The following is a 24,289-nucleotide window of genomic DNA, read 5'->3' as shown; positions in this document are numbered from 1 at the left end:
TGTGGTCACGCTGCGCAAAGAAAAAAGCCCTTGATTGAATCAATCAAGGGCTTAGATCATTTTGGCGGAGAGGGCGGGATTCGAACCCGCGGTGGGGATTAGCCCACACACGCTTTCCAGGCGTGCGACTTAAACCGCTCATCCACCTCTCCGAAGACCGCGATTCTAGCATCGATTTTTGGGGGCGGCGGCGAAGTTGCCTGCCGGCGTGATCGGCATGCCTTGGACGGCTGGCGCTTGCGGCATGGCCCGCACCTGCGCCTGCAGCCACGTGCACAGGGTGTCGAGCCGGGCAGGCGCGGCGGTGCTGCGGCGAAGTGCCAGGTAGCGGTAGCCGGAGGCCGTGAAGCCGAAGGGTGCCAGCAGGCGGCCGGCCTGCACGTCGTCCATCACCAGGTGCCAGGGAGCAACGGCTGCACCCAGGCCGCGCAGCGCCGCTTCCAGCGTGAAGTAGTAGTGCTCGTAGACGGGGCCGGCCGCTGCGGGCGGGGCCATGCCCATGGAGTCGGCCCACAGGTCCCAGGCGTTGCGCCGGCCGCGCGTGTGCAGCAAGGGGAGACTGGCCAGGTCCTGGGGCCGCGCGACAGGCCCGGCCATTGCGGGGGACATCACGGGGCCCAGGTACTCGTCGAAAAGCGGCAGGGCCAACTCGTCGTCTGCAATGGCCTGGCCGCTGTTGCCGCTGCTGTCGGTGGGGATGGCCGTGATGAGCAGGTCGCAGCCTTCGCGTGCAGCGTCGGTGCCGGTGTCCGTGGTGCGCAGGCGCACCTCGATGCCGGGGTGGTGCGCGTGGAAGTCGAACAGCCGGGGGATCAGCCATTTGACGGTGAAGGTGCTGAAGCAGGCCACGTCCAGCGGGCCTTCGTGGGCGTCGCCCAGGCTGCGCACCGCCTCATGGATCTGCTCGAAGGCCTGGGTGAGCGCGGGCTGCAGGGTGCGCGCCGCTGCGGTGAGCGTGGGGCGGGCCTTGGTGCCCGCGAACAGCGCCAGGCCCAGGTGCTGCTCCAGCTGCCGTACCTGGCGGCTGACGGCGCCGGGCGAGACGCACAGCTCGTCTGCCGCCGCCGTCATGCGGCCCAGGCGTGCGGCAGCTTCAAAGGCGCGCAGGGCGGCCAGCGGGGGCAGGCGGCGGGTCATGGGTGGGGTCATGAGTCGGGTCACGGGCGGGTGGAGGCTATGTGAGTTCCAGGTACATAGAACCGGCCAAATCATCGCTTTTCAGGCAATGGGCCGGTGGATAGATTTGCCGCTTCGGCCGGCAATTCCTGCGTGGATTCTGGCCGGACTCCCCCTTTCAATTCGATCCCAAAGCACATAGCACCATGCCCTTCGTCCACACCTATCTGCCCCAGTCCACCTCCACTTCCCAGCGCGATGCCGTCGTGCAGGGCATCCACCAGGCGCTGGTGCAAGGCATCGGCATGCCCGAGGACGAGCTGTTCAACATGGTGCACCCGTACGCTCCCGGGCAGTTCGCGTTCAGCCGCAGTTTCAACGGGGTGGCGCGTTCGGATGCGGTGGTGGTGGTCGAGATCACCATGCGGCGCGGACGCAGCGACGCGATGAAGAAGGCCTTGTATGCGGCCATTGCGCGCAACCTGCACGAGGGGGCCGGGGTTGCGCCGGCCGATGTGTTCATCTTCATGCATGAGAACGACTACTCGGACTGGTCCGTGGGCCATGGGCGCTTCGCCATGGCACTGGTGCAGCAGACCGGCGCGCAATGAAAAACGGGCCGCGATGGCCCGTTCTTCGTGGGGTTCCGGCAGATCTCAGCTGGTGCGCTGTCCGGTCTGGATCATCTTCATGGCCGAGGTGATCAGGCTCGATACCTCGGTCATGTTGCTGGGAACGATCAAGGTGGTGGTGGCGTCCGATGCCACCTGGCTGTAGGCCTCGACGGCCTTTTCGGCCACCTTGAGCTGCACGGCCTGTTCGCCGCCGGGCTGGCGGATGGCGTTGGCCACGCGTTCGATGGCCTGGGCGGTGGCGTCAGCCACGGCCTTGATGGATTCGGCCTCGCCCTGGGCCTTGTTGATGACGGCCTGCTTCTCGCCTTCGGAGCGTGCGATGAAGGCTTCGCGCTCGCCGGTGGCGATGTTGATCTGTTCCTGGCGGCGGCCTTCGGAGGCGGCGATCAGGGCGCGCTTTTCGCGCTCGGCCGTGATCTGGGCCTGCATGGAGCGCAGGATTTCGGCCGGCGGTGTCAGGTCCTTGATTTCATAGCGCAGCACCTTCACGCCCCAGTTGAGCGCGGCCTCGTCGATGGCGGAGACCACCTGGGCGTTGATCATGTCGCGCTCCTCGAAGGTCTTGTCCAGTTCGAGCTTGCCGATCACGCTGCGCAGCGAGGTCTGGGCCAGCTGGGTGACGGCCATGATGTAGTTGGACGAGCCGTAGCTGGCGCGCATGGGATCGGTGACCTGGAAGTAGAGGATGCCGTCCACCTGCAGCTGGGTGTTGTCGCGCGTGATGCAGACCTGGCTGGGCACATCCAGCGGGATTTCCTTGAGGCTGTGCTTGTAGGCCACGCGGTCCACGAAGGGCACGAGGAAGTTCAGGCCCGGCGTAAGCGTGCCGGCGTACTTGCCAAGGCGTTCCTTGACCCAGGCGTGCTGCTGGGGCACGACCTTGACGGATCGTGCGATGAAGATGGCCGCGATGACGGCGATGACGATGGCGATTTCCATGGTGTCTCCAAGCCCGGAGGGCATTCAGTGAAACAAGAGGGTGAGGCGAAGGGGCGCGAGGACTGCATCCCCAGGTGTGCGCAAGAGGTGCAGCGGTGGCTCAGAGCTTGTCCACGAGCAGCCGGTTGCCGACGACCTCGGCCACGCGGTGCATGCCGGCCGAGGGCAGGTTGCCCGGGCGGCCGATCACGGTCCATTGGGCGCCACGGTAGCGGACCTGGGCCGTGCCGTCGGAATTCCATTGCTCGACCATGACGGACTCGCCTATGTCGAGGTTGACATCGCGGTTGCTCGATGCCGGCTGGCGGCTGGGCTGGCGGCGGCGCACCAGATAGCAGGCCAGCACGAAGGCGCTGCCCAGCGCGGCGGCGATGATGATCTGTGCAATGGGCGCCAGGCCCGCATGCGCGCACAGCGCGCCGACGATGGCGCCCAGCGCCAGCATCAGCAGATAGAAGCTGCCGGTCAGCAGCTCGGCGATGACCAAGGCGCCGGCGACTAGCCACCAGATGGTGGAATATTCCATGCGTGAGACTCCCTTTGTGACAGTTGCTTGTGTTTAGTGCAGCACATTCTGGGTGAAAATCCGCACGCTTCAAAGGCGCAATAAGGATATTCCTTACACTTCGCGCCTGTTTCGTTTTTTGGCCCGCTCAGGTTACGGAGGCTGCCCCCATGAAGTTTCGCTTTCCCATCGTCATCATCGACGAGGACTACCGCTCCGAGAACACCTCGGGCCTGGGCATCCGCGCCCTGGCCCAGGCCATCGAGGAGGAAGGTTTCGAGGTGCTGGGCGTGACCAGCTACGGCGACCTGTCGCAATTCGCGCAGCAGCAAAGCCGGGCCAGTGCCTTCATTCTGTCCATCGATGACGAGGAGTTCTCGCTGGGCGATGGCGGAACCGATCCCGTGATCCACAGCCTGCGCAGCTTCATCGGCGAAGTGCGCCGCAAGAACGCCGATGTGCCGATCTACATCTACGGCGAGACCAAGACCAGCCGCCACCTGCCCAACGACATCCTGCGCGAGCTGCACGGCTTCATCCACATGTTCGAGGACACGCCGGAGTTCGTGGCCAAGCACATCATCCGCGAAGCCAAGAGCTACCTGGAAGGCGTGCAGCCGCCGTTCTTCAAGGCGCTGCTGGACTATGCGGAAGACGGCTCCTACAGCTGGCACTGCCCCGGACACTCGGGCGGCGTGGCCTTCCTGAAAAGCCCCGTGGGCCAGATGTACCACCAGTTCTACGGCGAGAACATGCTGCGCGCCGACGTGTGCAACGCGGTGGAGGAGCTGGGCCAGCTGCTGGACCACAACGGCGCCATCGGCGAGAGCGAGCGCAATGCCGCCCGCATCTTCAATGCCGACCATTGCTACTTCGTGACCAACGGCACGTCCACGTCGAACAAGATCGTCTGGCACCACGCCGTGGCGCCCGGCGACGTGGTCGTTGTGGACCGCAACTGCCACAAGTCCATCCTGCACTCCATCATCATGACGGGTGCGATTCCGGTGTTCCTCAAGCCCACGCGCAACCACTTCGGCATCATCGGCCCGATCCCGCAAAGCGAGTTCTCGGTGGAGTCCATCCAGGCCAAGATCGCGGCCAATCCGCTGCTCAAGGGCGTGGATGCCAAGACGGTCAAGCCGCGCGTGCTGACGCTGACGCAGTCCACCTACGACGGCGTGCTCTACAACACCGAGACCATCAAGAGCATGCTGGACGGCTATGTGGCCAACCTGCACTTCGACGAGGCCTGGCTGCCGCACGCGGCCTTCCACCCGTTCTATGGCAGCTACCACGCCATGGGCAAGAAGCGCGCGCGCCCCAAGCACTCGGTGGTGTATGCCACGCAGTCCATCCACAAGCTGCTGGCCGGCATCAGCCAGGCCTCGCATGTGCTGGTGCAGGACAGCCAGACCGAAAAGCTGGACCACCACCTGTTCAACGAGGCGTACCTGATGCACACCTCGACCAGCCCGCAGTACAGCATCATCGCCAGCTGCGACGTGGCCGCCGCGATGATGGAGCCGCCCGGTGGCACGGCCCTGGTGGAGGAGTCCATTCTGGAGGCGCTGGACTTCCGCCGCGCCATGCGCAAGGTGGAGGACGAGTTCGGCGACGACGACTGGTGGTTCGAGGTCTGGGGTCCCGAGAAGCTGGCCGATGAAGGCGTGGGCTCGGCCCAGGACTGGATCATCCGCGGCCATGACGCGGCGCCCAAGCGCTCCAAGGCCAAGAACGGCAAGGAGTTCGACAACTGGCACGGCTTCGGCGAGCTGGCCGACGGCTTCAACATGCTGGACCCGATCAAGTCCACCATCGTGACGCCGGGCCTGGACCTGGACGGCGATTTCTCGGACACGGGCATCCCTGCCTCCATCGTGACCAAGTACCTGGCCGAGCACGGCGTGGTGGTGGAGAAGACGGGCCTGTACTCGTTCTTCATCATGTTCACCATCGGCATCACCAAGGGCCGCTGGAACACCATGCTGACGGCGCTGCAGCAGTTCAAGGACGACTACGACCGCAACCAGCCGCTGGCGCGCATCCTGCCCGAGTTCTGCCAGCAGCACCGCCGCTACGAGCGCATGGGCCTGCGCGACCTGTGCCAGCACGTGCACCAGCTGTACGCCAAGTACGACATCGCCCGCCTGACGACCGAGATGTACCTGTCGGACCTGCAGCCCGCCATGAAGCCCACCGATGCCTACGCCCACATCGCGCAGCGCAAGACCGAGCGCGTGGAGATCGACCACCTGGAAGGCCGCATCACCGTGGGCCTGGTCACGCCGTACCCGCCCGGCATTCCGCTGCTGATTCCCGGCGAAGTGTTCAACCGCAAGATCGTGGACTACCTGCTGTTTGCGCGCGAGTTCGCCAAGGAGTGCCCAGGCTTCGAGACCGACATCCACGGCCTGGTGGAACTGCAAGGCGAAGATGGCGAAGTGCGCTACTACGCCGACTGCGTGGCCGCGACCGCGCCGGCGCGCAAGACGCCGGCAGGTGGCAAGCCTGCTGCGAAGAAGGCCGTGAAGACTGCAGCCAAGCCTGCTGCCAAGGCAGCCGCCAAGACAGTTGCCAAGGCAGCCGCGAAACCGGCAGCGAAACCGGCAGCCAAGCCGGCCGCCAAGGTTGCCAAGGCCGCCGCGGTCAAGGCGCCTGCCAAGCGCCCCGCAGCGCGCAAGGCGCAGCCGGCCGCGCCCGAAGTCGGCACGGCAGCCAAGCCTGCGCGCGGCCGCAAGATGGTGCAGGTGGGGGACGATGGTCCCTTCGGCCGCACGATCTGATCGCCGGGCCGGCTGACGGCCCATCAAAAAGGCGCGGGTCCCGAAAGGGGCTCCGCGCCTTTTTCATTGCGCCGCTGCGGCGTCGTTATTCCGTGGTCACTCCAGGCGTATCTTTGCGTCGCGGATCAGCGCGGCCCAGTCCGTCTGTTCCTTGAGCAGGTATTGGGCCGCATCCTGAATGCTGCCGCCCAGGGCCGTGCTGCCCTCGGCCTGCAATTGCTGCTGCACGGCTGGCTGCTGCAGCGCCGCGTTCACGGCGGTGTTCATCTTCTGCACGATGGCAGCCGGCGTGCCCTTGGGCGCGACGATGAGCTTCCAGTCCACCGCCTCGAAGCCTGCATAGCCCGATTCGGCCACGGTGGGCACCTCGGGCAGGATGGGCAGGCGCTTGGCCGAGGTCACGGCCAGGGCGCGCAGCTTGCCGCCCTTGAGCAGCGGATAGACGGCCTGGGGCGTGCCGAACATGTAGTGCGTCTGCTTGCCCAGCAGGTCGGTCACGGCCGGCGCTGCGCCCTTGTAGGGCACGTTGAGCACCTGGATGCCGGCCTTGAAGGCCAGCATCTCGCCGGCCAGGTGGCCTACCGTGCCCGTCGATGCCAGGCCCTGGCGGATGCCGCCCGGGTCGGCCTTGGCGGCCTTGACCAGGTCCTGCACCGACTTCCATGGCGAGTCCTGCGGCACGACCAGCACCGTGGGCTGGGCGGCGACCAGGGCCACGGGGATCAGGTCGGTGCGCGGGTTGAAGGGCATGCTGGGCAGCAGGGCGGGGTTGATGGCGAGGTTGGCGGTCTGGCCCATGCCGAAGGTATAGCCATCCGGCGCGGACTTGGCCACTGCATCCAGGCCGATGTTGCCGCCCGCGCCGGGCTTGTTGTCCACGACCACGGTCCATTTGTTCAGCGTGCCCACGCGCTCGCTGATCTGGCGCGCGACCGCGTCCGTGCCGCCGCCCGGCGTGTAGGGCACGACCATGCGCACGGCGCGTGAGGGCCAGTGGTCAGGCTGGGCCTGGGCCGCCAGCGGGAGCAGGGCGGCAGCCAATGCGGGCAGGGCGCACAGCAGCAACTGGCGGCGCGGGGTGGAACAAGGGCGGGCCTGGGTCTGTGTCAGTGTCTGTATCTGTTTTTGGGCGGCCGGGTTGCGGTGGATGGCGGGCATGGTGTTGTCTCCGGGAATTTTTGGGAAAAGGCCTCCCCGCCGGGCGCGCGGCAAGCGTCGTCCGTGTGGGGTGGATGGGGTGCAAGGTTGCAGGGGCGCCGCGCGCCGGGTGGACGGCGGCGCCTTCAGTGGCTCAGCCTGGCTTCAGTGGGAAGCCTTGGCGTGGCTGTCGGTGGTGTCGCCCCGGGCCAGGGCCAGGGCCTGCTCGCTGCTGTAGCCCAGGGCGGTGAGGATCTCCAGGCTGTGCTCTCCCAGGCGCGGGGGCGACAGGCGCACGTCCAGGCGCTTGCCGTCCAGCGTGAAGGGCAGCAGCACGGTCTTGGTCTCGCGGCCATCGGGCAGGGTGATGGGAGCCAGCGCGCCCGTGGCGTTCAGGTGCGGGTCTTCCAGCAGGTCCTGCGGGCGTGCGATGGGCGCGAAGGGCAGGCCGTTCTTCTCGAAGATCTCCGCAATGTGGGCGGCGCTGTGCGGGGCCATCTTCTCGCGCAGCAGCGGCATCAGCCAGCTGCGCGCCAGCACGCGGTCGTTGTTGCTGCCAAGGCGCGGATCGTCGCGCAGCTCGCCCAGGCCGAAGGCGTCGCAGAACAGGCGCCAGGCGCCATCGCTGACCACGGCCAGGAAGATCTGCTCGCCGTCCCGGACTTCGAACACGTCGTAGATGGCCCAGGCCGAGATGCGTGCCGGCATGGGCGCGGCCGGCTTGCCGGTGACGGCGAACTGCATCATGTGCTGGGCGACCAGGAAGATGTTGTTCTCGAACAGCGCGCTTTGCACTTCCTGGCCGCGCCCGGTCTTCTCGCGCTGGGCCAGGGCGGCCATCGCGCCCATGGCGCCGAACATGCCGCCCATGATGTCGTTGACGCTGGCACCGGCGCGCAGCGGGTCGCCGGGGCGGCCTGTCATGTAGGCCAGGCCGCCCATCATCTGCACCACTTCGTCCAGCGCCGTGCGGTGCTCGTAGGGGCCGGGCAGAAAGCCCTTGTGGCTCACGTAGATGAGACGCTCGAAGCGGTCCTTGAGGCTGTCGTAGTCCAGGCCCAGCTTGCGCATGGTGCCGGGCTTGAAGTTCTCGCAGACCACGTCGGCCGTGGCGATCAGGCGCAGCGCGGCCTGCTTGCCTTCCTCGGTCTGCAGGTCCAGCGTCAGGCTTTTCTTGTTGCGGTTGAACAGCGGGAAAAAGCCCGAGCCCGAGCCCAGCAGCTTGCGCGTGGCATCGCCGTCGCGGCCATGGCCCACGGGCTCGATCTTGATGACTTCGGCGCCCAGGTCGGCCAGCATCATGCCGCAGGACGGGCCCATGACCATGTGCGTGAATTCGACCACGCGGATGCCTGCGTACGGCAGTGGCGTGGCCTGGCCTGAGGCCGTGTCGGGGGTAGTGGGTTGGCTCATGGAAAAACGGTGAATGAATGTGTGGGTTGTCGCTGCGGCTCAGGCCGGTGCGTAGATGCGGGGCACAAAGCCCTTGGGCAGGCCGGCCAGCGGCGTCATGCCGTGCAGTTCCTCGCCGGGCAGGCCTGCGGCCAGCGGCTGGCGGGCGGCGATCAGGCGATCGATGTCCACGCCGGTGCGGATGCCCATGGCCTCGAACATGAAGACCAGGTCTTCGGTGACCACGTTGCCCGAGGCACCGGGCGCATACGGGCAGCCGCCCAGGCCGGCCAGCGAGGCATCGAAGGTGCGCACGCCGGCCTCGTAGGCGGCCAGGCAGTTGGCCAGGCCCAGGCCGCGCGTATTGTGCATGTGGGCCGCGCCTGCATGTTCGCCCAGCTCGGCGCGCAGCCGTGTGAACAGGTGCCGCACCTGGGCCGGGTTGGCCATGCCCGTGGTGTCGGACAGGCCCGATTCATCGGCGCCCGCCGCCACGCAGGCCAGGGCCAGTGCAATCACTTCGTCCTCGGGCACCAGCCCTTGCAGCGTGCAGCCGAAGGCCGTGGAGATGCCCGCCTCGATCAGGGCCTGCGGCGCGATCTCGTCGCGCAGCGCGGCAATGGCCCGCACCTCGTCCACCATCTGCATGGGCGTCTTGCGCACATTGGCCATGGAGTGCGCGGGGCTGGCCGAGACGGGCAGCGTGACCTTGTGGGCGCCGGCGCGCAGCGCGGCCTCGGCGCCGCGCAGATTGGGGGCCAGGGCCATCACGGTGACGCCCGGCAGGGTGATGGCCTGGGCGACCACCTCGGCTGCGTCGGCCATCTGCGGCAGCAGCTTGGGCGAGACGAAGGAGCCGACCTCGATCTCCTGCAGGCCTGCATGGGCCAGCGCGGCGATCCAGGCCAGCTTGTGCGCCGTGGACATGGTGGAGGCCACGGACTGCAGGCCGTCGCGCGGGCCGACTTCGCTGATGAGTACGTCAAAACGGTGGGAGGACATGGGCAGTTGCATCCGGTGGTGGGTGTCGATGGTGGCGGATTCACCTGTTGACATCGGGGTTCTGTGTGGTTCTAATAGATAGAACTATATTCTCTCTATTGAAATATTCCCTGCTGCACGCGCCATCGTCAAGCCTGCGTGCCTGGGGTTTTCCCTTGGGTGCCTTTTTATGCCTCGCAAATCAGTGACGGAATCGGTGGCCGACGAGAACGCCGCGCCGGGCGGCGTGGCGGCCGTGGACAGGGCCTTGAGCCTGCTGGCAGCGTTTCGCGACGGCGACGACGGGCTGACGCTGGCCCAGTTGTCGGAGCGCACGCGCCTGTACAAGAGCACCGTGCTGCGGCTGCTGGCCTCGCTGGAGCATGGCGGCTGGGTGCTGCGCATGGATGACGGCCGCTACGCCGTGGGCCCGGCCGTGGCGCGGCTGAACACCGTCTATGCCCGGCATTTCTCGCTGGACAGCGTGGTCATGCCCGTGCTGCGCACCCTGGTGCAGGCCACGGGCGAAAGTGCGGCCTACCACGTGCGCCAGGGCCAGGACCGGCTGTGCCTGTACCGAGTGGATTCGCCCCATCCCGTGCGCGACCATGCACGCACGGGCGATCTGCTGCCGCTGGGCCAGGGCGCAGGCGGGCGCGTGCTGTCCGCGTTCGATGCTGAGCTGTACGCCGCATCGCGCGGCGGCAGCCGCACGCAGCTGGCCCGTGTGCGTGCCGATGGCTACTGCGCCATGGTGGGGGACAGGCACCGCGAGATCGCCGGGATTTCGGCACCTGTGTTCAAGCGCGATGGGGAATTGGCAGCGGCGCTGACACTGACCATGCCAGCCCACCGCTATGAAGAGCGCCACGCCCGCCATGTGCTGGCGGCGGCGCGGGACCTGGGGCTTTTGCTGCCCTGAGCCAGGCGTGCGCGGTGCGCTGGCTCAGCCCAGGGCCGTGTCCAGCACCATCATCAGCACGAAGCCCAGCATGAGGCCGCCCGTGGCAAAGGCTTCATGGCCCTTGCGGTGCGACTCGGGAATGATTTCGTGGCTGATCACGAACAGCATGGCGCCCGCTGCAAAGCCCAGTCCCCAGGGCAGCATGGCTGCCGAGCCGCTCACGATGGCTGCCCCCAGCACGGCGCCCACGGGCTCCACCAGGCCGGATGCCATGCCCAGCAGCACGGCAAAGCTGTGCTTGTAGCCTGCGGCCAGCAGGGCCACGGCCACCACCAGGCCTTCGGGCACGTCCTGTATGGCAATGCCCGTGGCCAGCGCATTGGCGCGCAGTCCGTCGTTGCCCGCATAGCCCACGCCGATGGCCAGGCCTTCGGGCAGGTTGTGCAGGGTGATGGCGAAGACGAACAGCCAGGTGCGCTGCAGCTTGCGCGCGCCTTGCGGGTCCAGGCCTTCGCGGCCCTTGATGAAGTGCTCATGGGGCAGGAGCCTGTCCATGAGCATGAGGGCGGCACCGCCCATCAGGATGGCCGAACCTATGACCCCGCCAGCCGCCCAACTGCCGCCACCGAACAGTTCCTGGGTGCGCACGGCCTCCAGTCCAGGCAGGATCAGCGAGAAGGCGCATGCGGCCAGCATGACCCCGGCGCCAAAGCCGAACAGGGTGTCCTGCGTGCGCTCGGACAGGCGCTGGGACAGCATCACGGGCACGGTGCCCAGTGCGGTCGCCAGCGCGGCGGCCGAGCCTCCGGCCAGGGCCTGGAAGACCACCGGATGGTTCTGGGCGTAGGCCCAGAACTGGCTGGTGAGCGCCCAGGCGCCGGCCATCATGATGGCCAGGCCTATCCACAGGCGGATGTTGGACCGTACGCTGGTCTTGGAGCGGAAGCGTTGTGGCAGATCCATGCTGGTCGAGGTCAGAGGTTGGCGTTGCGGACCGTTCAGCCGCGTGCGGCGGCGTAGCGGCGGGCCACTTCGGCCCAGTTGACTACGTTGTAGAACGCCGCGATGTATTCAGGGCGGCGGTTCTGGTACTTGAGGTAGTAGGCGTGTTCCCACACGTCCAGGCCCAGGATGGGGGTGGCGCCGGAGCCGATGCCGGCCATCAGCGGGCTGTCCTGGTTGCCGCTGCTTTCCACGGCCAGCTTGCCGTCCTTGCCCACCACCAGCCAGGCCCAGCCGCTGCCAAAGCGCGTGAGCGCGGCCTGGGTGAAGGCGGCCTTGAAGGTATCGAAGCCGCCCAGCTCCCGGTCAATGGCCTGTGCCAGTTCGCCCGAGGGAGCACCGCCGCCGCCCTGGTCCACCGGGGCCATCACGGTCCAGAACAGGCTGTGGTTGGAGTGCCCGCCGCCGTTGTTGCGCACGGCACCGCGAACGCCTTCAGGCAGCAGGGACAGGTCGGCGATCAACTGCTCCACGGGCTGGCTGCCGTGCGGCGTGTCCTTGAGCGCGGCATTCAGGTTGTTCACATAGGCCTGATGGTGCTTGGTGTAGTGGATCTCCATGGTCTGCGCATCGATATGGGGCTCCAGCGCGTCGTAGGCGTAGTTCAGGGGAGGCAGGGTGTAGTTGCTCATGTGGTTTCTTTCAGGGACTACGGGGAAAAAATCGGTGCGTTGCGGTGTCTGTGCGGCTGCAATCAATGCGCCAGCCGGGGCGGCAGGGCGGTGGCTGTGCAGTCGAAGACGCGGGCCGAGGCCTGAAGCGCCGCATCGATGCGGGGCTGGCTGCCGTGCTGGCGGTGCCACTGCAGCAGGGCTGAATGGGTTTCGCGCATATGGCGCCAGGCGGCGCTGCACACGGCGGCCGCATGGTGGCGCGCATCACCCAGGGCCAGCAGGCCCTGGTGCGCCTCGCACAGGTATTCGATGGCCAGTGCGGGCTGCTGGCGCAATGCCAGCAACTCGGCCAGGTTGTGGTGGGAGACCACCCAGGCGGCCATGCAGTGATCGGCGTGTTCCGCCAGCAGCGGGCCGGCGATGAGGCGCTGCGCCACATGCAGGGCCTTCATCTGCATGGCGAGCGCGCTTTCGATCTGGCCTGCATGGAAATGCCCATGGGCGCGGCGGGCCAGCTGTTCCCATTGATTCAAGGATGCTTCGGAGGGTGCCGGGACGGGAGAGGGCAGACTGAGGTCAGAGGTTGCTTGCATATCTGCTGGCTCCGAGGTTTTCAGAGGTTCTTTGATATTGATCTGAGAATTGTATTATTCATGAGAATCATTCTCATTCAAAACAAAAATGACCGTATGCAATCCGATGTGTATTTCCTTTCGCGCATCGGCAGGATGCGGATGCCTGGATTCCAGGCGAAAAAAAGCCCCGCAGGCGGCAATGCCTGCGGGGCGGGTCGCAGTCTGGCGGTGACTTAGACCTGGTCGGCCGACAGGCCTGCGGTCTGGCTGAAGCCGCCGTCCACGTAGGTGATCTCGGCCGTCACGCCCGAGGCGAGGTCCGACAGCAGGAAGGCGGCCACATTGCCCACGTCCTCGATGGTCACGTTGCGGCGCAGCGGCGATGCATCGGCCACGCGGCCCAGCAGCTTGCCGAAGTCCTTGATGCCCGAGGCGGCCAGGGTCTTGATGGGACCGGCCGAGATGCCGTTGGCGCGGATAGCGCGGCCGTCTGCCGTGCGGCCCACGGCCTCGGCCAGGTAGCGCACCGAGGCTTCCAGCGATGCCTTGGCCAGGCCCATGGTGTTGTAGTTGGGGATGGAGCGCAGGGCGCCCAGGTACGACAGCGTCAGCAGCGAGGACTTGTCGTTGAGGTAGGGCAGGGCCGCCTTGGCCATCGCGGGGAAGCTGTAGGCGCTGATGTCGTGCGCGATCTTGAAGCCTTCGCGCGACAGGCCGTCCAGGAAGTTGCCGGCGATGGCCTCGCGCGGCGCAAAGCCGATGCTGTGCACGAAGCCGTCGAACTTGCCCCAGGTCGCGCCCAGGTCGGCGAACAGCTTGTCGATCTGGGCATCGTCTGCCACGTCGCAGTCAAAGATCAGCTTGGAGTCGAATTCGGCGGCGAACTCGGTGATGCGGTCCTTGAAGCGCTCGCCCACATAGCTGAAGGCCAGCTCCGCGCCCTGTGCATGGCAGGCCTTGGCGATGCCGTAGGCGATGGAGCGGTTGGACAGAACGCCCGTGATCAGCAGTTTTTTACCGGCGAGAAAGCCCATTGTTGTTCTCCAGAGAAAGTGAGTGGAAGTGCGCACCAGCTGGCGGCGACGGCCGGGGCCCGCGTCAGCGTTTGCCAGCGGAAGGGCTGGCTGCGTGGTGCAGAATTGTCGCATGCGCCATTGGATGATTTCTTCGCTGCTGCTGGCCTCGGCGTGCGTGCCGGCCTGGGGCTCGCATGCCTATGCCCTGTGGGGCGAACCCCGCTATGCCGAGGGCTTCAGCCATTTCGACTATGTCAACGCCAAGGCTCCCAAGGGGGGCGAGCTGCGCCTGGTGAGCAATCTGCGCATCTCCACCTTTGACAAATACAACCCGTTCACCATCAAGGGGTCGTCGCCCGCCTATCTGGCGGAGCTGATGTTCGACACCTTGCTGTGGCCCTCGCTGGACGAGACCGCCACCGGCTACGGATTGCTGGCCGAAGACGTGCAGGCCGCGGCCGACGGCCTGTCCGCCACATTCCGGTTGCGGCCCCAGGCACGCTTTCACAACGGCAAGCCCGTGCTGGCCGCCGATGTCAAGTTCAGCTATGACACGCTGGTGGGCCCGCATGCACTGCCCGGCTACAGAACGCTGTTCTTCGATGTGGCGGGCGTCGATGTGCTGGACGAGCGCACCGTGCGCTTTCGCTTCAAGCAGCCGAACCGGGAATTGCCGCTGACCGTGGGGGCCATTCCGGTGTTCAGCCGCGACTGGGGCGTGGAAAACGGCAAGGCCAAGCCCTTCGACCAGGTGGTGACGGACACGCCCATCGGCAGCGGGCCCTACAAGATAGGTCCCGTGCGATTCGGCAAGGACATCACCTATGTGCGTGACCCGGACTACTGGGGCCGCGACCTGCCTGTGCGCGTGGGCACGGCCAATTTCGATCGCATCTCCGTCAAGATCTACCGCGACAACACGGCGAGGCTGGAGGCGTTGAAGGCCGGGGAGTTCGACCTCATGCGCTTTTACAGCGCCGGTGACTGGGCGCGGCGCCTGTACGGCAAGCGCTTCGACCGGGGCGAGCTGGTCAAGGGCGAGTTCAGCAACAAGCTGCCATCGGGATTCCAGAGCTACGTGCTCAACGTGCGCCGGCCTGTGCTGCAGGACGTCCGGGTGCGCCGCGCCCTGGGCCTGGCCATGGACTACGAGTGGATGAACCGGCAGATGTTCTACGGTTCCTACCAGCGCGTGCGCGGGCTGTTCGGCAACACGGCCTGCGAGACCCATGGCGAGCCCTCGCCCGAGGAGCTGGCGCTGATGGAGCCCTTGCGCAAGGACATTCCGCCGGAGGCCTTCGGCCCCATGGCCGAGCCGCCGCGCACCGATGGCGACAGCTCGTTGCGCGGAAATCTGCGCCAGGCGCGGCAACTGCTGGCCGATGCCGGCTGGACCATTCAGGATGGCGTGCTGCGCAATGCGCGGGGCCAGGCCATGGAGCTGGAGTACCTGGACAGCAGCGAGTCGGGCATTCGCCAGGTCTCGCCCTGGATACGCAATCTGGAAAAGCTGGGTATCCGGCTGCGCTTTCGCTCGGCGGACTTTGCGCTGTACCAGCAGCGCGTGGAGAAGTTCGACTACGACATCATCTCCATCGCCTACCAGGGCACGAACAATCCGGGCCAGGAGTTCGCCGACCTGTTCGGCAGCCAGGCGGCGGCAACCGAGGGTTCCGGCAATTTCCCCGGCGTGAAGAACCCGGCGGTCGACGCCATGATCCGCCGCATGACCGAGGCCAAGACAGAGGCGCAACTGTTGCCTGCCTGCCACGCACTCGAACGCATCATCACGCACGGCCACTACCTGATTCCGCAGTGGAGCGCGGGCACGCACCGCATGGTCTACGACTCCTGGCGCCTGGTGCGTCCGGCCGTGGTTCCGGCCTATGCCAAGGGCGAGAGCTGGGCCATGGACACCTGGTGGGCCCGCATGCCGGTGCTGACCGCGCCGCCTCCATGAGCCGGCGTTGCGGCTGTGTCGTTGCGATCCGTTGCATGATGAGGGCGTCCCCCGGCCGGGGCCCCTCCCCGCAATGGACATAATGCAAGACTTCTTATGTGGGCCTACATATTCAAACGCTTGCTGCTGATGGTGCCGACCCTGCTGGGCGTACTGCTGCTGACCTTCGTGGTCGTGCAGTTCGTGCCCGGTGGCCCGGTCGAGCAGTATCTGGCCGAGGCCAAGGCCAGCGTGGGCCGTGGCGGCGAGGGCGGTGGCCTGGCCTACCGTGGCAACCAGGGGGTGGACCCCCAGCGCATAGAGCAGATCAAGGCCCTCTACGGCTTTGACAAGCCGGCCCATGAGCGCTTCTTCCAGATGCTCGGGCAGTTCGCGCGCTTCGACCTGGGGCGCAGTTTCTTTCAGAACAAGGATGTCTGGCAGCTGATCAAGGAGAAGCTGCCGGTCTCGGCCAGCCTGGGACTGTGGACCTTTTTCATCAGCTACCTCGTTGCCGTGCCGCTGGGCATTGCCAAGGCCGTGCGGGCTGGCTCGCGGTTCGACTTCGCCACCACGCTGCTGATCCTGGTCGGCTATGCGATTCCGGGTTTCGTGCTGGGCGTGGCGCTGTTGGTGATCTTTGGCGGGCAGTTGCAGTGGTTTCCGCTGCGCGGGCTGACTTCCTCCAACTGGGACGAGTTGTCCTGGGGCGCGCGCATCGTGGACTATCTCTGGCATATCGCGCTGCCGGTGACGGCCATGGTGGCGGGCAGCTTCGCCATCACGGCCATGCTGACCAAGAATGCCTTCCTGGAAGAGATCCGCAAGCAGTACGTGCTGACTGCGCGCGCCAAGGGCCTGTCCGAGCGGCAGGTGCTCTACCGCCACGTGCTGCGCAATGCGCTGATCCCCATCGTCACCGGATTTCCGGCCGCTTTCATCGGGGCCTTCTTCACGGGCTCGCTGCTGATAGAGACGCTGTTCTCGCTGGACGGCCTGGGCCTGCTCAGCTATGACAGCGTGATTCGGCGCGACTATCCCGTGGTGCTGGGCACGCTGTATCTGTTCACGCTGATTGGCCTGGTGACCAAGCTGGTCAGTGACCTTTGTTATGTGTGGGTGGATCCGCGTGTACGGTTTGATTGAGCGCCCCCTGAACGGCTGCGCCGCTTCCCCCTCTTGCTTTGCGGGGGGAGCGTCCGGGCCATTGGCGGCTGGCGCAGGCCCTTGCCTGGTGTCCCTGACTTTGGGCGGTCGCGCCCCTGTGATGCAGCAACATGGAAACTGAGATGCACTCCCTTGCCGCACCAGGCGCAGGGCTGCCCGGGGCAGCGCCTGTATCGCTGGCTGTGGTGGCAGTGTCGCCAGCGCGGCGGGCCTGGATGCGGTTCAGGCGCAATCGGCTGGGGTATTGGAGCCTGGTCGCTTTTTGCGTGATGGTGGTGCTGAGCCTGGGCGCCGAGCTGATCAGCAACGACCGGCCCCTGGTGGTGCGCTATGAGGGCCAGACCTACTGGCCGCTGTGGAACGATTATTCCGAGAAGACTTTCGGCGGCGACTTCGAGACGGCCACCGACTACCTGGACCCCTTCATCCGCGACCGCCTGCGCCAGGGCGACAACTGGGCGCTGTATACGCTCAATCCCTATGGGCCACAGGCGCTGAACTACTTCGCGACCTCGCCCAATCCGGCGCCGCCCTCGCGCGACAACCTGCTGGGTACCGATGACCGGGGGCGCGACCTGCTGGCCCAGCTGATCTACGGGTTTCGCGTCAGCGTGCTGTTTGCGCTGGCGCTGACGGCGTCGGGCGTGGTGCTGGGCGTGGTGACGGGGGCCGTCCAGGGTTTTTTCGGCGGCAGGACCGATCTGGCATTCCAGCGCTTCATCGAGATCTGGGGCTCCATGCCCGAGCTGTATCTGCTGATCATCTTCAGCGCGGTGCTGGCGCCCAGCGTCTCGCTGCTGCTGGTGCTGCTGTCGCTGTTCGGCTGGATGGGCCTGTCGGACTACGTGCGTGCCGAGTTCCTGCGCAACCGCCAGCTGGACTATGTGAAGTCGGCGCGGGCGCTGGGCGTGGGCAATGGCGCGCTGATCTGGCGCCATCTGCTGCCCAACAGCATGACGCCCGTGGTGACCTTTTTGCCGTTTCGCATGAGTGCGGCCATCCTGGCCCTGACCTCGCTGGACTTCCTGGGGCTGGGCGTGCCGCCTGACACCCCCAGCCTGGGTGAGCTGCTGAACCAGGGCAAGAACAGCATCGATGCCTGGTGGATCTCGCTGTCCACCTTTGCCGTGCTGGTGGTGACGCTGCTGCTGCTGACCTTCATGGGCGATGCGCTGCGCGATGCGCTGGACCCGCGCAAGGCCGCTGCCAGCGATGCCGCCCCCGGTGTCGATGCAAAGGACGCCGCATGAACGCAGAGCAGCCGGCAATGGAGCTACCTTCGCCCCCGGGCCGTGGCCGGACATTGCTGTCCGTGCGCAACCTGCGCGTGCGCTTCGGCAGCAAGGATGTGGTGCACGGCGTGAGCTTCGACCTGGCGGCAGGCGAGAAGCTGGCGCTGGTGGGCGAGTCCGGCTCGGGCAAGACCATCACCGCGCTGTCGCTGCTGCGGCTGGCTGGAGACGCTCAGCTGGGCGGCCAGGCCCTGTTCGACGGCCGCGACCTGCTGCGCCTGCCCGAGCGCGAGATGCGCGCCGTGCGCGGCGGCGACGTGGCCATGATTTTCCAGGAGCCCATGACGGCGCTCAACCCGCTGATGACCGTGGGCGAGCAGGTGGGCGAGGTGCTTCGCCTCAAGCAGGGGCTGACGCGAGCGCAATCCCTGGTCCAGGCCACCGAATTGCTGGCGACCACCGGCATTGCCGAGCCTGTGCGCCGCGCCCGCGCCTTTCCCCACCAGCTCAGTGGCGGGCAGCGCCAGCGCGCCATGATCGCCATGGCGCTGGCCAGCAGCCCGCGCCTGCTCCTGGCCGATGAGCCGACGACGGCACTCGATGTCACGCTGCGCGGCCAGATCCTGCAGTTGCTCGATGACCTGCAGCGCCAGACCGGCATGGCCGTGCTGATGATCACGCACGACCTGCACCTGGTGCGGCGCTTTGCCGACCGCGTGGCGGTGATGGAGCGCGGGCAACTGGTGGAGCAGGGCGGGGTGTCGGCGGTCATGGCGGCTCCGCGCCATGCCTATACGCGCAAGCTGCTGGCCAGCGTGCCGCGCCGCGACCTGATCGAGGTGGAGGCAGGCGCCGAGGCCACGGCTGGCGAGCCGCTGGTGCAGGCACAGGGCCTCAAGGTCAGCTATCCGGTGCCGCTGGCAGGCATGCGCGGATGGTTCGGCCAGGGGCGCTTCGTCGCCGTGCAGTCCGCAGACCTGGCGCTGTTGCCCGGGCGCACCTTGGGTGTGGTCGGTGAATCGGGATCGGGCAAATCCACGCTGGCCCAGGCCGTGCTGGGGCTGCTGCCCCATGAAGGCCGGCTGCGCATTGCAGGCCATGCCTGGCAGCAGCCAGCCACGCGCAACTCGCCCGCCAACCGTGCGCTGCGGCGCAAGGTGCAGGTGGTGTTCCAGGACCCGTATTCATCGCTGTCGCCCCGGCTGACGCTGGAGCAGATCGTTGGCGAGGGCCTGCGCGTGCATGCGCCGTCACTGACGGCGCCGCAGCAACGCGACCGCATCATGGAGATGCTGTCGGCCGTGGGCCTGACGCAGGAACAGTTTCCCGGCCTGCTTGACCGCTATCCCCACGAATTCTCGGGAGGCCAGCGCCAGCGCATCGCCATTGCACGCGCCCTGGTGCTGGAGCCCGAGGTGCTGGTGCTCGACGAGCCCACCAGCGCGCTGGATGTGACCATTCAGCAGCAGGTGCTGGGCCTGCTGCAGCGGCTGCAGCGCGAGCGGGGTCTGGCCTATCTGCTGATCACGCATGACGTGGACGTGATCCGCGCCATGGCCCATGACGTGGTGGTCATGAAGGACGGCGCCATCGTCGAATCCGGCCCCGTCGCCCAGGTGCTGGGCGCGCCGCGCCAGGCGTACACGCAGCGGCTGGTGGAGGCCGCCGGCTTCTCGGGCGACGGCATGCCCGAGGGGTTCTGAGGCAGTTGCCGGACCGCGCTACCAGCTGCCCGTGGGATTGACCCCGTCCTGCAGGATCCACTGGACCTTGTCCACGGGCACGCCCAGCAGCCGGGCCTGCGCCAGCAGGCGTGCCGCCACGCCGTCGGCCAGTTCGGGCGTGCGCGAAAGAATCCAGAAATAGCGCAGGTCCGAACCCACCACCATGGCCCAGCGGTACTCGGCATCAAGAGCCACCACGTTGTAGCCGCCGTAGAACGGGCCGAAGAACGAGACCTTGAGCGCCGCAACGTCCGGGCCGTGCACCGTGCGGGCCTTGCCCTCGGAGGATTTCCAGCGCCGGTGGCGGGCGTCGTAGCCCCGGTTCAGCACGTGCACCGTGCCGTCGGGAAGCTGTGTGTACTCGGCCTGGGTGCGCTCCAGGCCTTTTTCGAAACTGTGGTCGATGCGGGCCACTTCATACCAGCGGCCCATGTACCGCTGGATGTCCCAGCCGCGCACCGGCTCCACGGTAGGGGGGATGGGCGGGTTGCGCAGGCCCTTCCACAGCAACGCTGCTGCTGCGGCGCCTACGGCAAGCCCTGCCAGGCCGGCCGTGGGCAGCACCCAGGCGGGGCGGGAAGTGGATGGCGTGGTTGACTCTGTATTGGGGTAGCGGGGTGACATGTTGCGGAACTCCGTGTTCAGGCAGACGTGCATGCCAGGGTCTTGCGCGCTTGGCAGCGTGCTCCTACTTTAGGACAGAAAACCGGGCCGCAGTGTAGGCCGGCGCTGCCTGCGCCGGTGCTGTGCGGGCCGCGCAACGCTGGAACTTTCCCTATGCCAGAGCAGGCCATGTGTTTTTTTGTGCGCGGTCATGCAGGTCTATGGCCTAATTGCGCGTTCTCATTTTTTTGAAGAAGGAAATGCCATGGGCAACAAGATCGTTACCGAAGCCGACCGCAAGTTCACTCCCCAGCCCCCCCTGCCCAACGGCGTCACCCTGCCGACGCCCGGCCGTGGCCAGCGCGTGAGCCGCGCCCGTGGCGCCCACACCCATACCAAGAAGAACCCCGGCAAGCGTCACCGCTGAGCACGGCGGGCCGCATGCATGCCTGCTGCGGCCACGTTCTGAAAGCAAAAGCCCTCTTTCGAGGGCTTTTGCTTTTGAGGCGGCGTTCTCAATGCTGCAGTGCCTGGAGCTTGCGGCGCAGCATCTGCACTTCCTCGATCAGGTCCGCCGTCAGCGCGGCCAGTTGAGGGTCGGCATCGAAGCTGTGCTCCAGATGGGCTATGCGGCGCGCGCGCACCAGGGTCTGGCTGCTGAAGCGCCACTGTGCCGGCGGCGCGGCCGCTTCGCCGGACGGCTCGTTTTCGCAGTACAGCACGCCGGTCTGCACACGCTCCACCACCCAGTCGGTGTTGCGCTGGCAGTGGCGGGCCAAATCCTGCAGGTCCAGAGCGCCTTCGTCCAGCAGTTCTGCGGGCTCGTAGAAGGGATACAGCGGCGTGCTCATCGCGTGGCTCCTTGGCCCGCTGCGTGCTGGCGGGCATCGAACGAAGGAAAGGCCTGGGCCAGTGCCGCATAGGCCTGGCGCTGGGCGTCGGTCTTGGGCTCGGGCAGGGCGATGCCCAGTACCAGGTACAGGTCGCCCGGCGTGGCGGCTGGCAAGCCCTTGCCCTTGATGCGCAGCTTGCGGCCAGCGCGGCTGCCCGCGGGCACGCTGACCTCGAATTCACCGGCAATGGTGGCCACGCGGACCGGGCCGCCCAGTGCGGCTTCCCAGGGAGCCAGGGACACGGGCTGGTAGACATCCTTGCCCTCGGCCCACCAGCGCGGGTCGTGGCGCAGGTGCACTTCCAGCAGCAGATCGCCTGCCGGGCCGTTGCCCAGGCCCGGGCCGCCCTGGCCGGCCAGGCGGATCATCTGGCCTTCGCGCACGCCCTTGGGAATGCTGACCTGCAATTCCTTGTCGCGCGCCACCGGGTGTCCGTCCTCATCCAGCACCGTGGTGCGCAGGTGCAGGCTGCGCTGCGCGCCCTGGTAGCTGTCCAGCAGGTCCAGCTCGATGCTGGCGTGCTGGTCCTGCCCGCGCATGTCGGGTGGGGCGCGATGCTGGCCGCCCCCGCCCGCATGGCGGGCACGCGCGCCCTGGCCGAACATCTGTGAGAAGAACTCGCTGAAGTCCGCGTCGCCCTGCGGCATGGCGCCGTCGCTGCTGCGAAAGTGAAAGTCCTGCCCTTCCCAGCCGGGCGGTGGCTGGAAGCCGCCGGCGCCCGGCCCACTGCGGCGCGGCGCATCGGCCAGGGCGTCATAGGCTGCGCGCTTTTCGGGGTCCGACAGCACGGCATTGGCTTCGTTGACTTCGGCCATGCGCTCGGAGGCGTCCGCCTCCTTGCTGACATCGGGGTGGTACTTGCGCGCCAGCTTGCGGTAGGCCTTCTTGATGTCATCGGCACTGGCCTGCCTGTCCACGGCCAGGATGCGGTAGTAGTCCTTGTAATCCATGAATTTCCGTCCTCCGGCCCTTGCGGGCGATGTTCTGGACAAACCCGAAAGCAGCATAGCCCGGTCATGGCAGGGTCTCAACCGATGGGCCTTTTCCTGCTTGACTGGCATCTTGTGACGGGTTCATTACATTCGCGCGTCGGCAGGACGGAACAGGAGGCGTCGGACATGGCACATGGCAGTCGGTGGCGGGCTGGGCGGGGGCGTCCAGGCTCCAGGGGATGGAGGGCCCTGCTGGGCGCATGGCTGGTGGCCGGCGCGTGTGGAACCTGCGGGGTGATGGCGCAGACCGCGCAGACCATGCAGCCAGCACCGGGCGTGCCCATGGCAGACCTGCCGCCCGCCGTGGTCAGCGCTCCGCTGCCCGATGTGGGCTCCATGGCCTCCAGGGTGCTGGCCTGCACGGCCTGCCATGGTCCCGAGGGCCGGGCCACGCCCAGCGGCTACTTTCCGCGCATTGCGGGCAAGCCCGCAGGCTATCTGTACCGCCAGCTCAAGAACTTCCAGCAAGGGCGCCGCAGCTATCCGGCCATGAACCGGCTGATCGAATTCATGTCGGACGACTATCTGCGCCAGATCGCCACGCATTTCGCAGGCCTGGAGCTTCCCTATGCCCCGCCCGTGCCGGTACAACTGCCGCCCGCTGAACTCGCCCGTGGCGAGCAGCTGGTCTTGCGGGGCGACGCGCAGCGCGGCCTGCCCGCCTGCGCTGCATGCCATGGTGAGCGGCTCATGGGTGCGGGTGACGATATTCCGGGCCTGCTGGGCCTGTCGCGCGACTATCTGAACAGCCAGATCGGTGCCTGGCGTTCCGGCCAGCGCAAGGCGGCAGCGCCCGATTGCATGGACCGGGTTGCCAAGGCGCTGACGGCGCAGGAGGTCGTGGCCGTCACGGCCTGGCTGTCATCACGCCCCGCACTGGCAGGGCCGGGCGGACATGAAGCCCTGGCCCTGCCCATGCCGCTGCGCTGCGGCGCCGTGGCCGCCATTGCTGGCCAGGAGGGCAAGCCATGAACACCCTGGCAGAAAACGCGGCAAGCGGGAACACACGCGGGCGACGGCGGCTGGCCAGGGTGGCAGGGCTGGCGTTGCTGATCATCGCCCTGCTGGGCGCGCTCCTGGTCTGGCTCAACCTGCGGGGCGAGCAGGGCGTGCACGCCTACGGCCATGGCGGCTGGTCAGGCGCGCGCGAAACGCCGGCCGCCTTGATAGAGCGCGGTGCCTACCTGGCCCGCGTGGGCAACTGCGCAGGCTGCCATACGGCGGCTGGCGGCGCCGAGTATGCGGGCGGGCGGGGCCTGCCCACCTCGTTCGGCACGCTGTACACCAGCAATCTCACGCCTGACAAGGAAAGTGGCCTGGGGCTGTGGACGGCCCAGGACTTCTGGCGTGCAATGCATAACGGGCGGTCACGGGAGGGGCGTCTGCTGTATCCGGCCTTTCCATATGACAGCTACACCCATGTGACGCGCGCCGACTCGGACGCATTGTTTGCCTATCTGCAAAGCCTGCCCGCCGTGCGCGCGCAGGCGCCCCGGCATGCGCTGGACTTTCCCTATGGCTGGCAGGGCTCGCTGGCTGTCTGGCGCGCGCTGTTCTTCACCCCGCAGGATTGGCAGGACCGGCCGCAGAAGGCGGCTGCCTGGAATCGCGGTGCCTATCTTGCCCAGGGCCTGGGGCACTGCGCGGCGTGCCATGCACCGCGCAACGGCATGGGTGCCTCGTCCCAGGCCATGTCCGGTGGTTTTGTGGCAGGGCAGGCCTGGTATGCGCCGTCGCTGCTTGATCCGGGCGAAGCCGGCGTGCGCGCGGGCCAGGAGTCCGCCTGGGTGCAGTTGCTGCAGACGGGTTCGGGTCCTTCGGGATCGGCGCTGGGCCCCATGGCCGAAGTCGTGGCGCGCAGCACACAGCACTGGCAGCCGCAGGATCTGCAGGCCCTCGCTTCCTACCTGCAGGAGCAGGGCGCGGCAGCAGGCCCGCCCTGTCTCTTATACACATCTGACGCTGCCGACGAAATGCGAACAGTGTAGATCTCGGGGGGCGGCGGGGGATGAGGGGGGGGGGGGGGGGGGGGGGGGGGGGGGGGGGGGGGGGGGGGGGGGGGGGGGGGGGGGGGGGGGGGGGGGGGGGGGGGGGGGGGGGGGGGGGGGGGGGGGGGGGGGGGGGGGGGGGGGGGGGG

The 24,289-nt window shown here is 67.2% G+C and carries 24 protein-coding genes and 1 tRNA gene; 10 read left to right on the top strand and 15 right to left on the bottom strand.

Annotated features, from left to right (window positions below; all coding sequences use genetic code 11):
* Window positions 1-62: 62 nt before the first annotated feature.
* Together JHD82_RS05235 and JHD82_RS05230 are read right to left on the bottom strand one after the other, a co-directional pair.
* Window positions 63-152 (bottom strand) — tRNA-Ser (locus JHD82_RS05235).
* A gap of 13 nt (window positions 153-165) precedes the next feature.
* Window positions 166-1,137, bottom strand: a complete 972-nt coding sequence (locus JHD82_RS05230; RefSeq protein ID WP_199135629.1) for a LysR substrate-binding domain-containing protein — start codon at window positions 1,135-1,137, stop codon at window positions 166-168.
* Window positions 1,138-1,322: 185 nt separating this feature from the next.
* Between JHD82_RS05230 and JHD82_RS05225 the strand changes: the two genes are divergently transcribed.
* Window positions 1,323-1,727 carry a tautomerase family protein gene (locus JHD82_RS05225; protein WP_012204809.1) on the top strand — a complete coding sequence of 135 codons (405 nt, stop codon included), beginning with the start codon at window positions 1,323-1,325 and terminating at the stop codon, window positions 1,725-1,727.
* Window positions 1,728-1,772: 45 nt separating this feature from the next.
* Here the strand turns inward: JHD82_RS05225 and JHD82_RS05220 are convergent, their stop codons facing one another.
* On the bottom strand, window positions 1,773-2,690 hold the full coding sequence (locus JHD82_RS05220; protein ID WP_012204810.1) for an SPFH domain-containing protein: 918 nt from the start codon (window positions 2,688-2,690) through the stop codon (window positions 1,773-1,775).
* A gap of 100 nt (window positions 2,691-2,790) precedes the next feature.
* Window positions 2,791-3,216: an NfeD family protein gene (locus JHD82_RS05215; protein ID WP_012204811.1), complete on the bottom strand. Its 426-nt coding sequence runs from the start codon at window positions 3,214-3,216 to the stop codon at window positions 2,791-2,793.
* Window positions 3,217-3,365: 149 nt separating this feature from the next.
* On the opposite strand from JHD82_RS05215, the gene JHD82_RS05210 reads away from it, so the two are divergent.
* Window positions 3,366-5,981, top strand: a complete 2,616-nt coding sequence (locus tag JHD82_RS05210) for an arginine/lysine/ornithine decarboxylase (RefSeq protein ID WP_012204812.1) — start codon at window positions 3,366-3,368, stop codon at window positions 5,979-5,981.
* A 96-nt stretch (window positions 5,982-6,077) separates the two neighbouring features.
* Here JHD82_RS05210 and JHD82_RS05205 read toward each other — a convergent pair whose 3' ends face one another.
* The 3 genes from JHD82_RS05205 to JHD82_RS05195 all read right to left on the bottom strand — a co-directional run bounded on the left by JHD82_RS05205 (window position 6,078) and on the right by JHD82_RS05195 (window position 9,524).
* Window positions 6,078-7,139 (bottom strand): tripartite tricarboxylate transporter substrate binding protein, encoded by a 1,062-nt coding sequence (locus tag JHD82_RS05205; RefSeq protein ID WP_012204813.1) that lies wholly within the window; start codon window positions 7,137-7,139, stop codon window positions 6,078-6,080.
* 144 nt (window positions 7,140-7,283) lie between these two features.
* Complete coding sequence (locus JHD82_RS05200) at window positions 7,284-8,531, bottom strand: CaiB/BaiF CoA-transferase family protein (RefSeq protein WP_199135628.1); 1,248 nt, start codon at window positions 8,529-8,531, stop codon at window positions 7,284-7,286.
* Between the two features lie 39 nt (window positions 8,532-8,570).
* Complete coding sequence (locus JHD82_RS05195; protein WP_199135665.1) at window positions 8,571-9,524, bottom strand: hydroxymethylglutaryl-CoA lyase; 954 nt, start codon at window positions 9,522-9,524, stop codon at window positions 8,571-8,573.
* A 157-nt stretch (window positions 9,525-9,681) separates the two neighbouring features.
* Between JHD82_RS05195 and JHD82_RS05190 the strand changes: the two genes are divergently transcribed.
* Window positions 9,682-10,413 (top strand): IclR family transcriptional regulator, encoded by a 732-nt coding sequence (locus tag JHD82_RS05190; RefSeq protein WP_199135627.1) that lies wholly within the window; start codon window positions 9,682-9,684, stop codon window positions 10,411-10,413.
* Window positions 10,414-10,437: 24 nt separating this feature from the next.
* Here JHD82_RS05190 and JHD82_RS05185 read toward each other — a convergent pair whose 3' ends face one another.
* The 4 genes from JHD82_RS05185 to fabI all read right to left on the bottom strand — a co-directional run bounded on the left by JHD82_RS05185 (window position 10,438) and on the right by fabI (window position 13,620).
* Window positions 10,438-11,358 (bottom strand): ZIP family metal transporter, encoded by a 921-nt coding sequence (locus JHD82_RS05185; protein WP_199135626.1) that lies wholly within the window; start codon window positions 11,356-11,358, stop codon window positions 10,438-10,440.
* 35 nt (window positions 11,359-11,393) lie between these two features.
* Window positions 11,394-12,029 carry a superoxide dismutase gene (locus tag JHD82_RS05180; RefSeq protein WP_199135625.1) on the bottom strand — a complete coding sequence of 212 codons (636 nt, stop codon included), beginning with the start codon at window positions 12,027-12,029 and terminating at the stop codon, window positions 11,394-11,396.
* Window positions 12,030-12,091: 62 nt separating this feature from the next.
* Window positions 12,092-12,544, bottom strand: coding sequence for a hypothetical protein (locus JHD82_RS05175; protein WP_233174629.1), 453 nt, complete (start codon window positions 12,542-12,544; stop codon window positions 12,092-12,094).
* Between the two features lie 275 nt (window positions 12,545-12,819).
* Entirely contained in the window at window positions 12,820-13,620 is an 801-nt protein-coding gene (gene fabI / locus JHD82_RS05170; protein WP_012204820.1) for an enoyl-ACP reductase FabI, read from the bottom strand.
* Window positions 13,621-13,744: 124 nt separating this feature from the next.
* Here fabI and JHD82_RS05165 point away from each other — a divergent pair, with 124 nt between their 5' ends.
* The 4 genes from JHD82_RS05165 (at window position 13,745) to JHD82_RS05150 (ending at window position 19,643) form a co-directional block, all read left to right on the top strand.
* Window positions 13,745-15,562: an extracellular solute-binding protein gene (locus JHD82_RS05165; RefSeq protein WP_199135623.1), complete on the top strand. Its 1,818-nt coding sequence runs from the start codon at window positions 13,745-13,747 to the stop codon at window positions 15,560-15,562.
* A gap of 96 nt (window positions 15,563-15,658) precedes the next feature.
* Window positions 15,659-16,687: a microcin C ABC transporter permease YejB gene (locus JHD82_RS05160; RefSeq protein ID WP_013803046.1), complete on the top strand. Its 1,029-nt coding sequence runs from the start codon at window positions 15,659-15,661 to the stop codon at window positions 16,685-16,687.
* 131 nt (window positions 16,688-16,818) lie between these two features.
* Window positions 16,819-17,958, top strand: a complete 1,140-nt coding sequence (locus JHD82_RS05155; protein WP_199135622.1) for an ABC transporter permease — start codon at window positions 16,819-16,821, stop codon at window positions 17,956-17,958.
* Window positions 17,955-19,643 (top strand): ABC transporter ATP-binding protein, encoded by a 1,689-nt coding sequence (locus JHD82_RS05150; RefSeq protein WP_199135621.1) that lies wholly within the window; start codon window positions 17,955-17,957, stop codon window positions 19,641-19,643. Before JHD82_RS05155 ends, JHD82_RS05150 begins: the two co-directional genes overlap by 4 nt.
* Window positions 19,644-19,661: 18 nt before the next feature.
* Here JHD82_RS05150 and JHD82_RS05145 read toward each other — a convergent pair whose 3' ends face one another.
* Window positions 19,662-20,288, bottom strand: coding sequence for a lipocalin family protein (locus JHD82_RS05145; protein WP_012204825.1), 627 nt, complete (start codon window positions 20,286-20,288; stop codon window positions 19,662-19,664).
* Between the two features lie 244 nt (window positions 20,289-20,532).
* Here JHD82_RS05145 and JHD82_RS05140 point away from each other — a divergent pair, with 244 nt between their 5' ends.
* The gene (locus tag JHD82_RS05140; protein WP_012204826.1) at window positions 20,533-20,694 is read left to right on the top strand and encodes a hypothetical protein; all 162 of its coding nucleotides are present in this window, start codon (window positions 20,533-20,535) and stop codon (window positions 20,692-20,694) included.
* An 88-nt stretch (window positions 20,695-20,782) separates the two neighbouring features.
* Here JHD82_RS05140 and JHD82_RS05135 read toward each other — a convergent pair whose 3' ends face one another.
* Both JHD82_RS05135 and JHD82_RS05130 read right to left on the bottom strand, forming a co-directional pair.
* A complete protein-coding gene (locus tag JHD82_RS05135) occupies window positions 20,783-21,118 on the bottom strand; it encodes a MerR family transcriptional regulator (protein ID WP_199135620.1) in 336 nt (111 codons plus the stop codon).
* Window positions 21,115-22,110, bottom strand: a complete 996-nt coding sequence (locus JHD82_RS05130) for a DnaJ C-terminal domain-containing protein (RefSeq protein WP_199135619.1) — start codon at window positions 22,108-22,110, stop codon at window positions 21,115-21,117. Before JHD82_RS05130 ends, JHD82_RS05135 begins: the two co-directional genes overlap by 4 nt.
* Window positions 22,111-22,278: 168 nt before the next feature.
* On the opposite strand from JHD82_RS05130, the gene JHD82_RS05125 reads away from it, so the two are divergent.
* Both JHD82_RS05125 and JHD82_RS05120 read left to right on the top strand, forming a co-directional pair.
* On the top strand, window positions 22,279-23,124 hold the full coding sequence (locus tag JHD82_RS05125; RefSeq protein WP_199135618.1) for a c-type cytochrome: 846 nt from the start codon (window positions 22,279-22,281) through the stop codon (window positions 23,122-23,124).
* Complete coding sequence (locus JHD82_RS05120; protein WP_233174628.1) at window positions 23,121-24,140, top strand: c-type cytochrome; 1,020 nt, start codon at window positions 23,121-23,123, stop codon at window positions 24,138-24,140. Before JHD82_RS05125 ends, JHD82_RS05120 begins: the two co-directional genes overlap by 4 nt.
* On the opposite strand, the gene JHD82_RS05115 is transcribed toward JHD82_RS05120, so the two are convergent.
* Window positions 24,056-24,289 (bottom strand): hypothetical protein (locus JHD82_RS05115; RefSeq protein WP_199135617.1); only part of this gene is annotated, 234 nt, incomplete at its 5' end. The genes JHD82_RS05120 and JHD82_RS05115 overlap by 85 nt on opposite strands.

The sequence above is a fragment of the Delftia sp. ASV31 genome (assembly GCF_016428765.1).
GTDB lineage: Bacteria > Pseudomonadota > Gammaproteobacteria > Burkholderiales > Burkholderiaceae_C > Comamonas > Comamonas acidovorans.
This window is presented reverse-complemented; position numbering and strand designations above follow the sequence as displayed.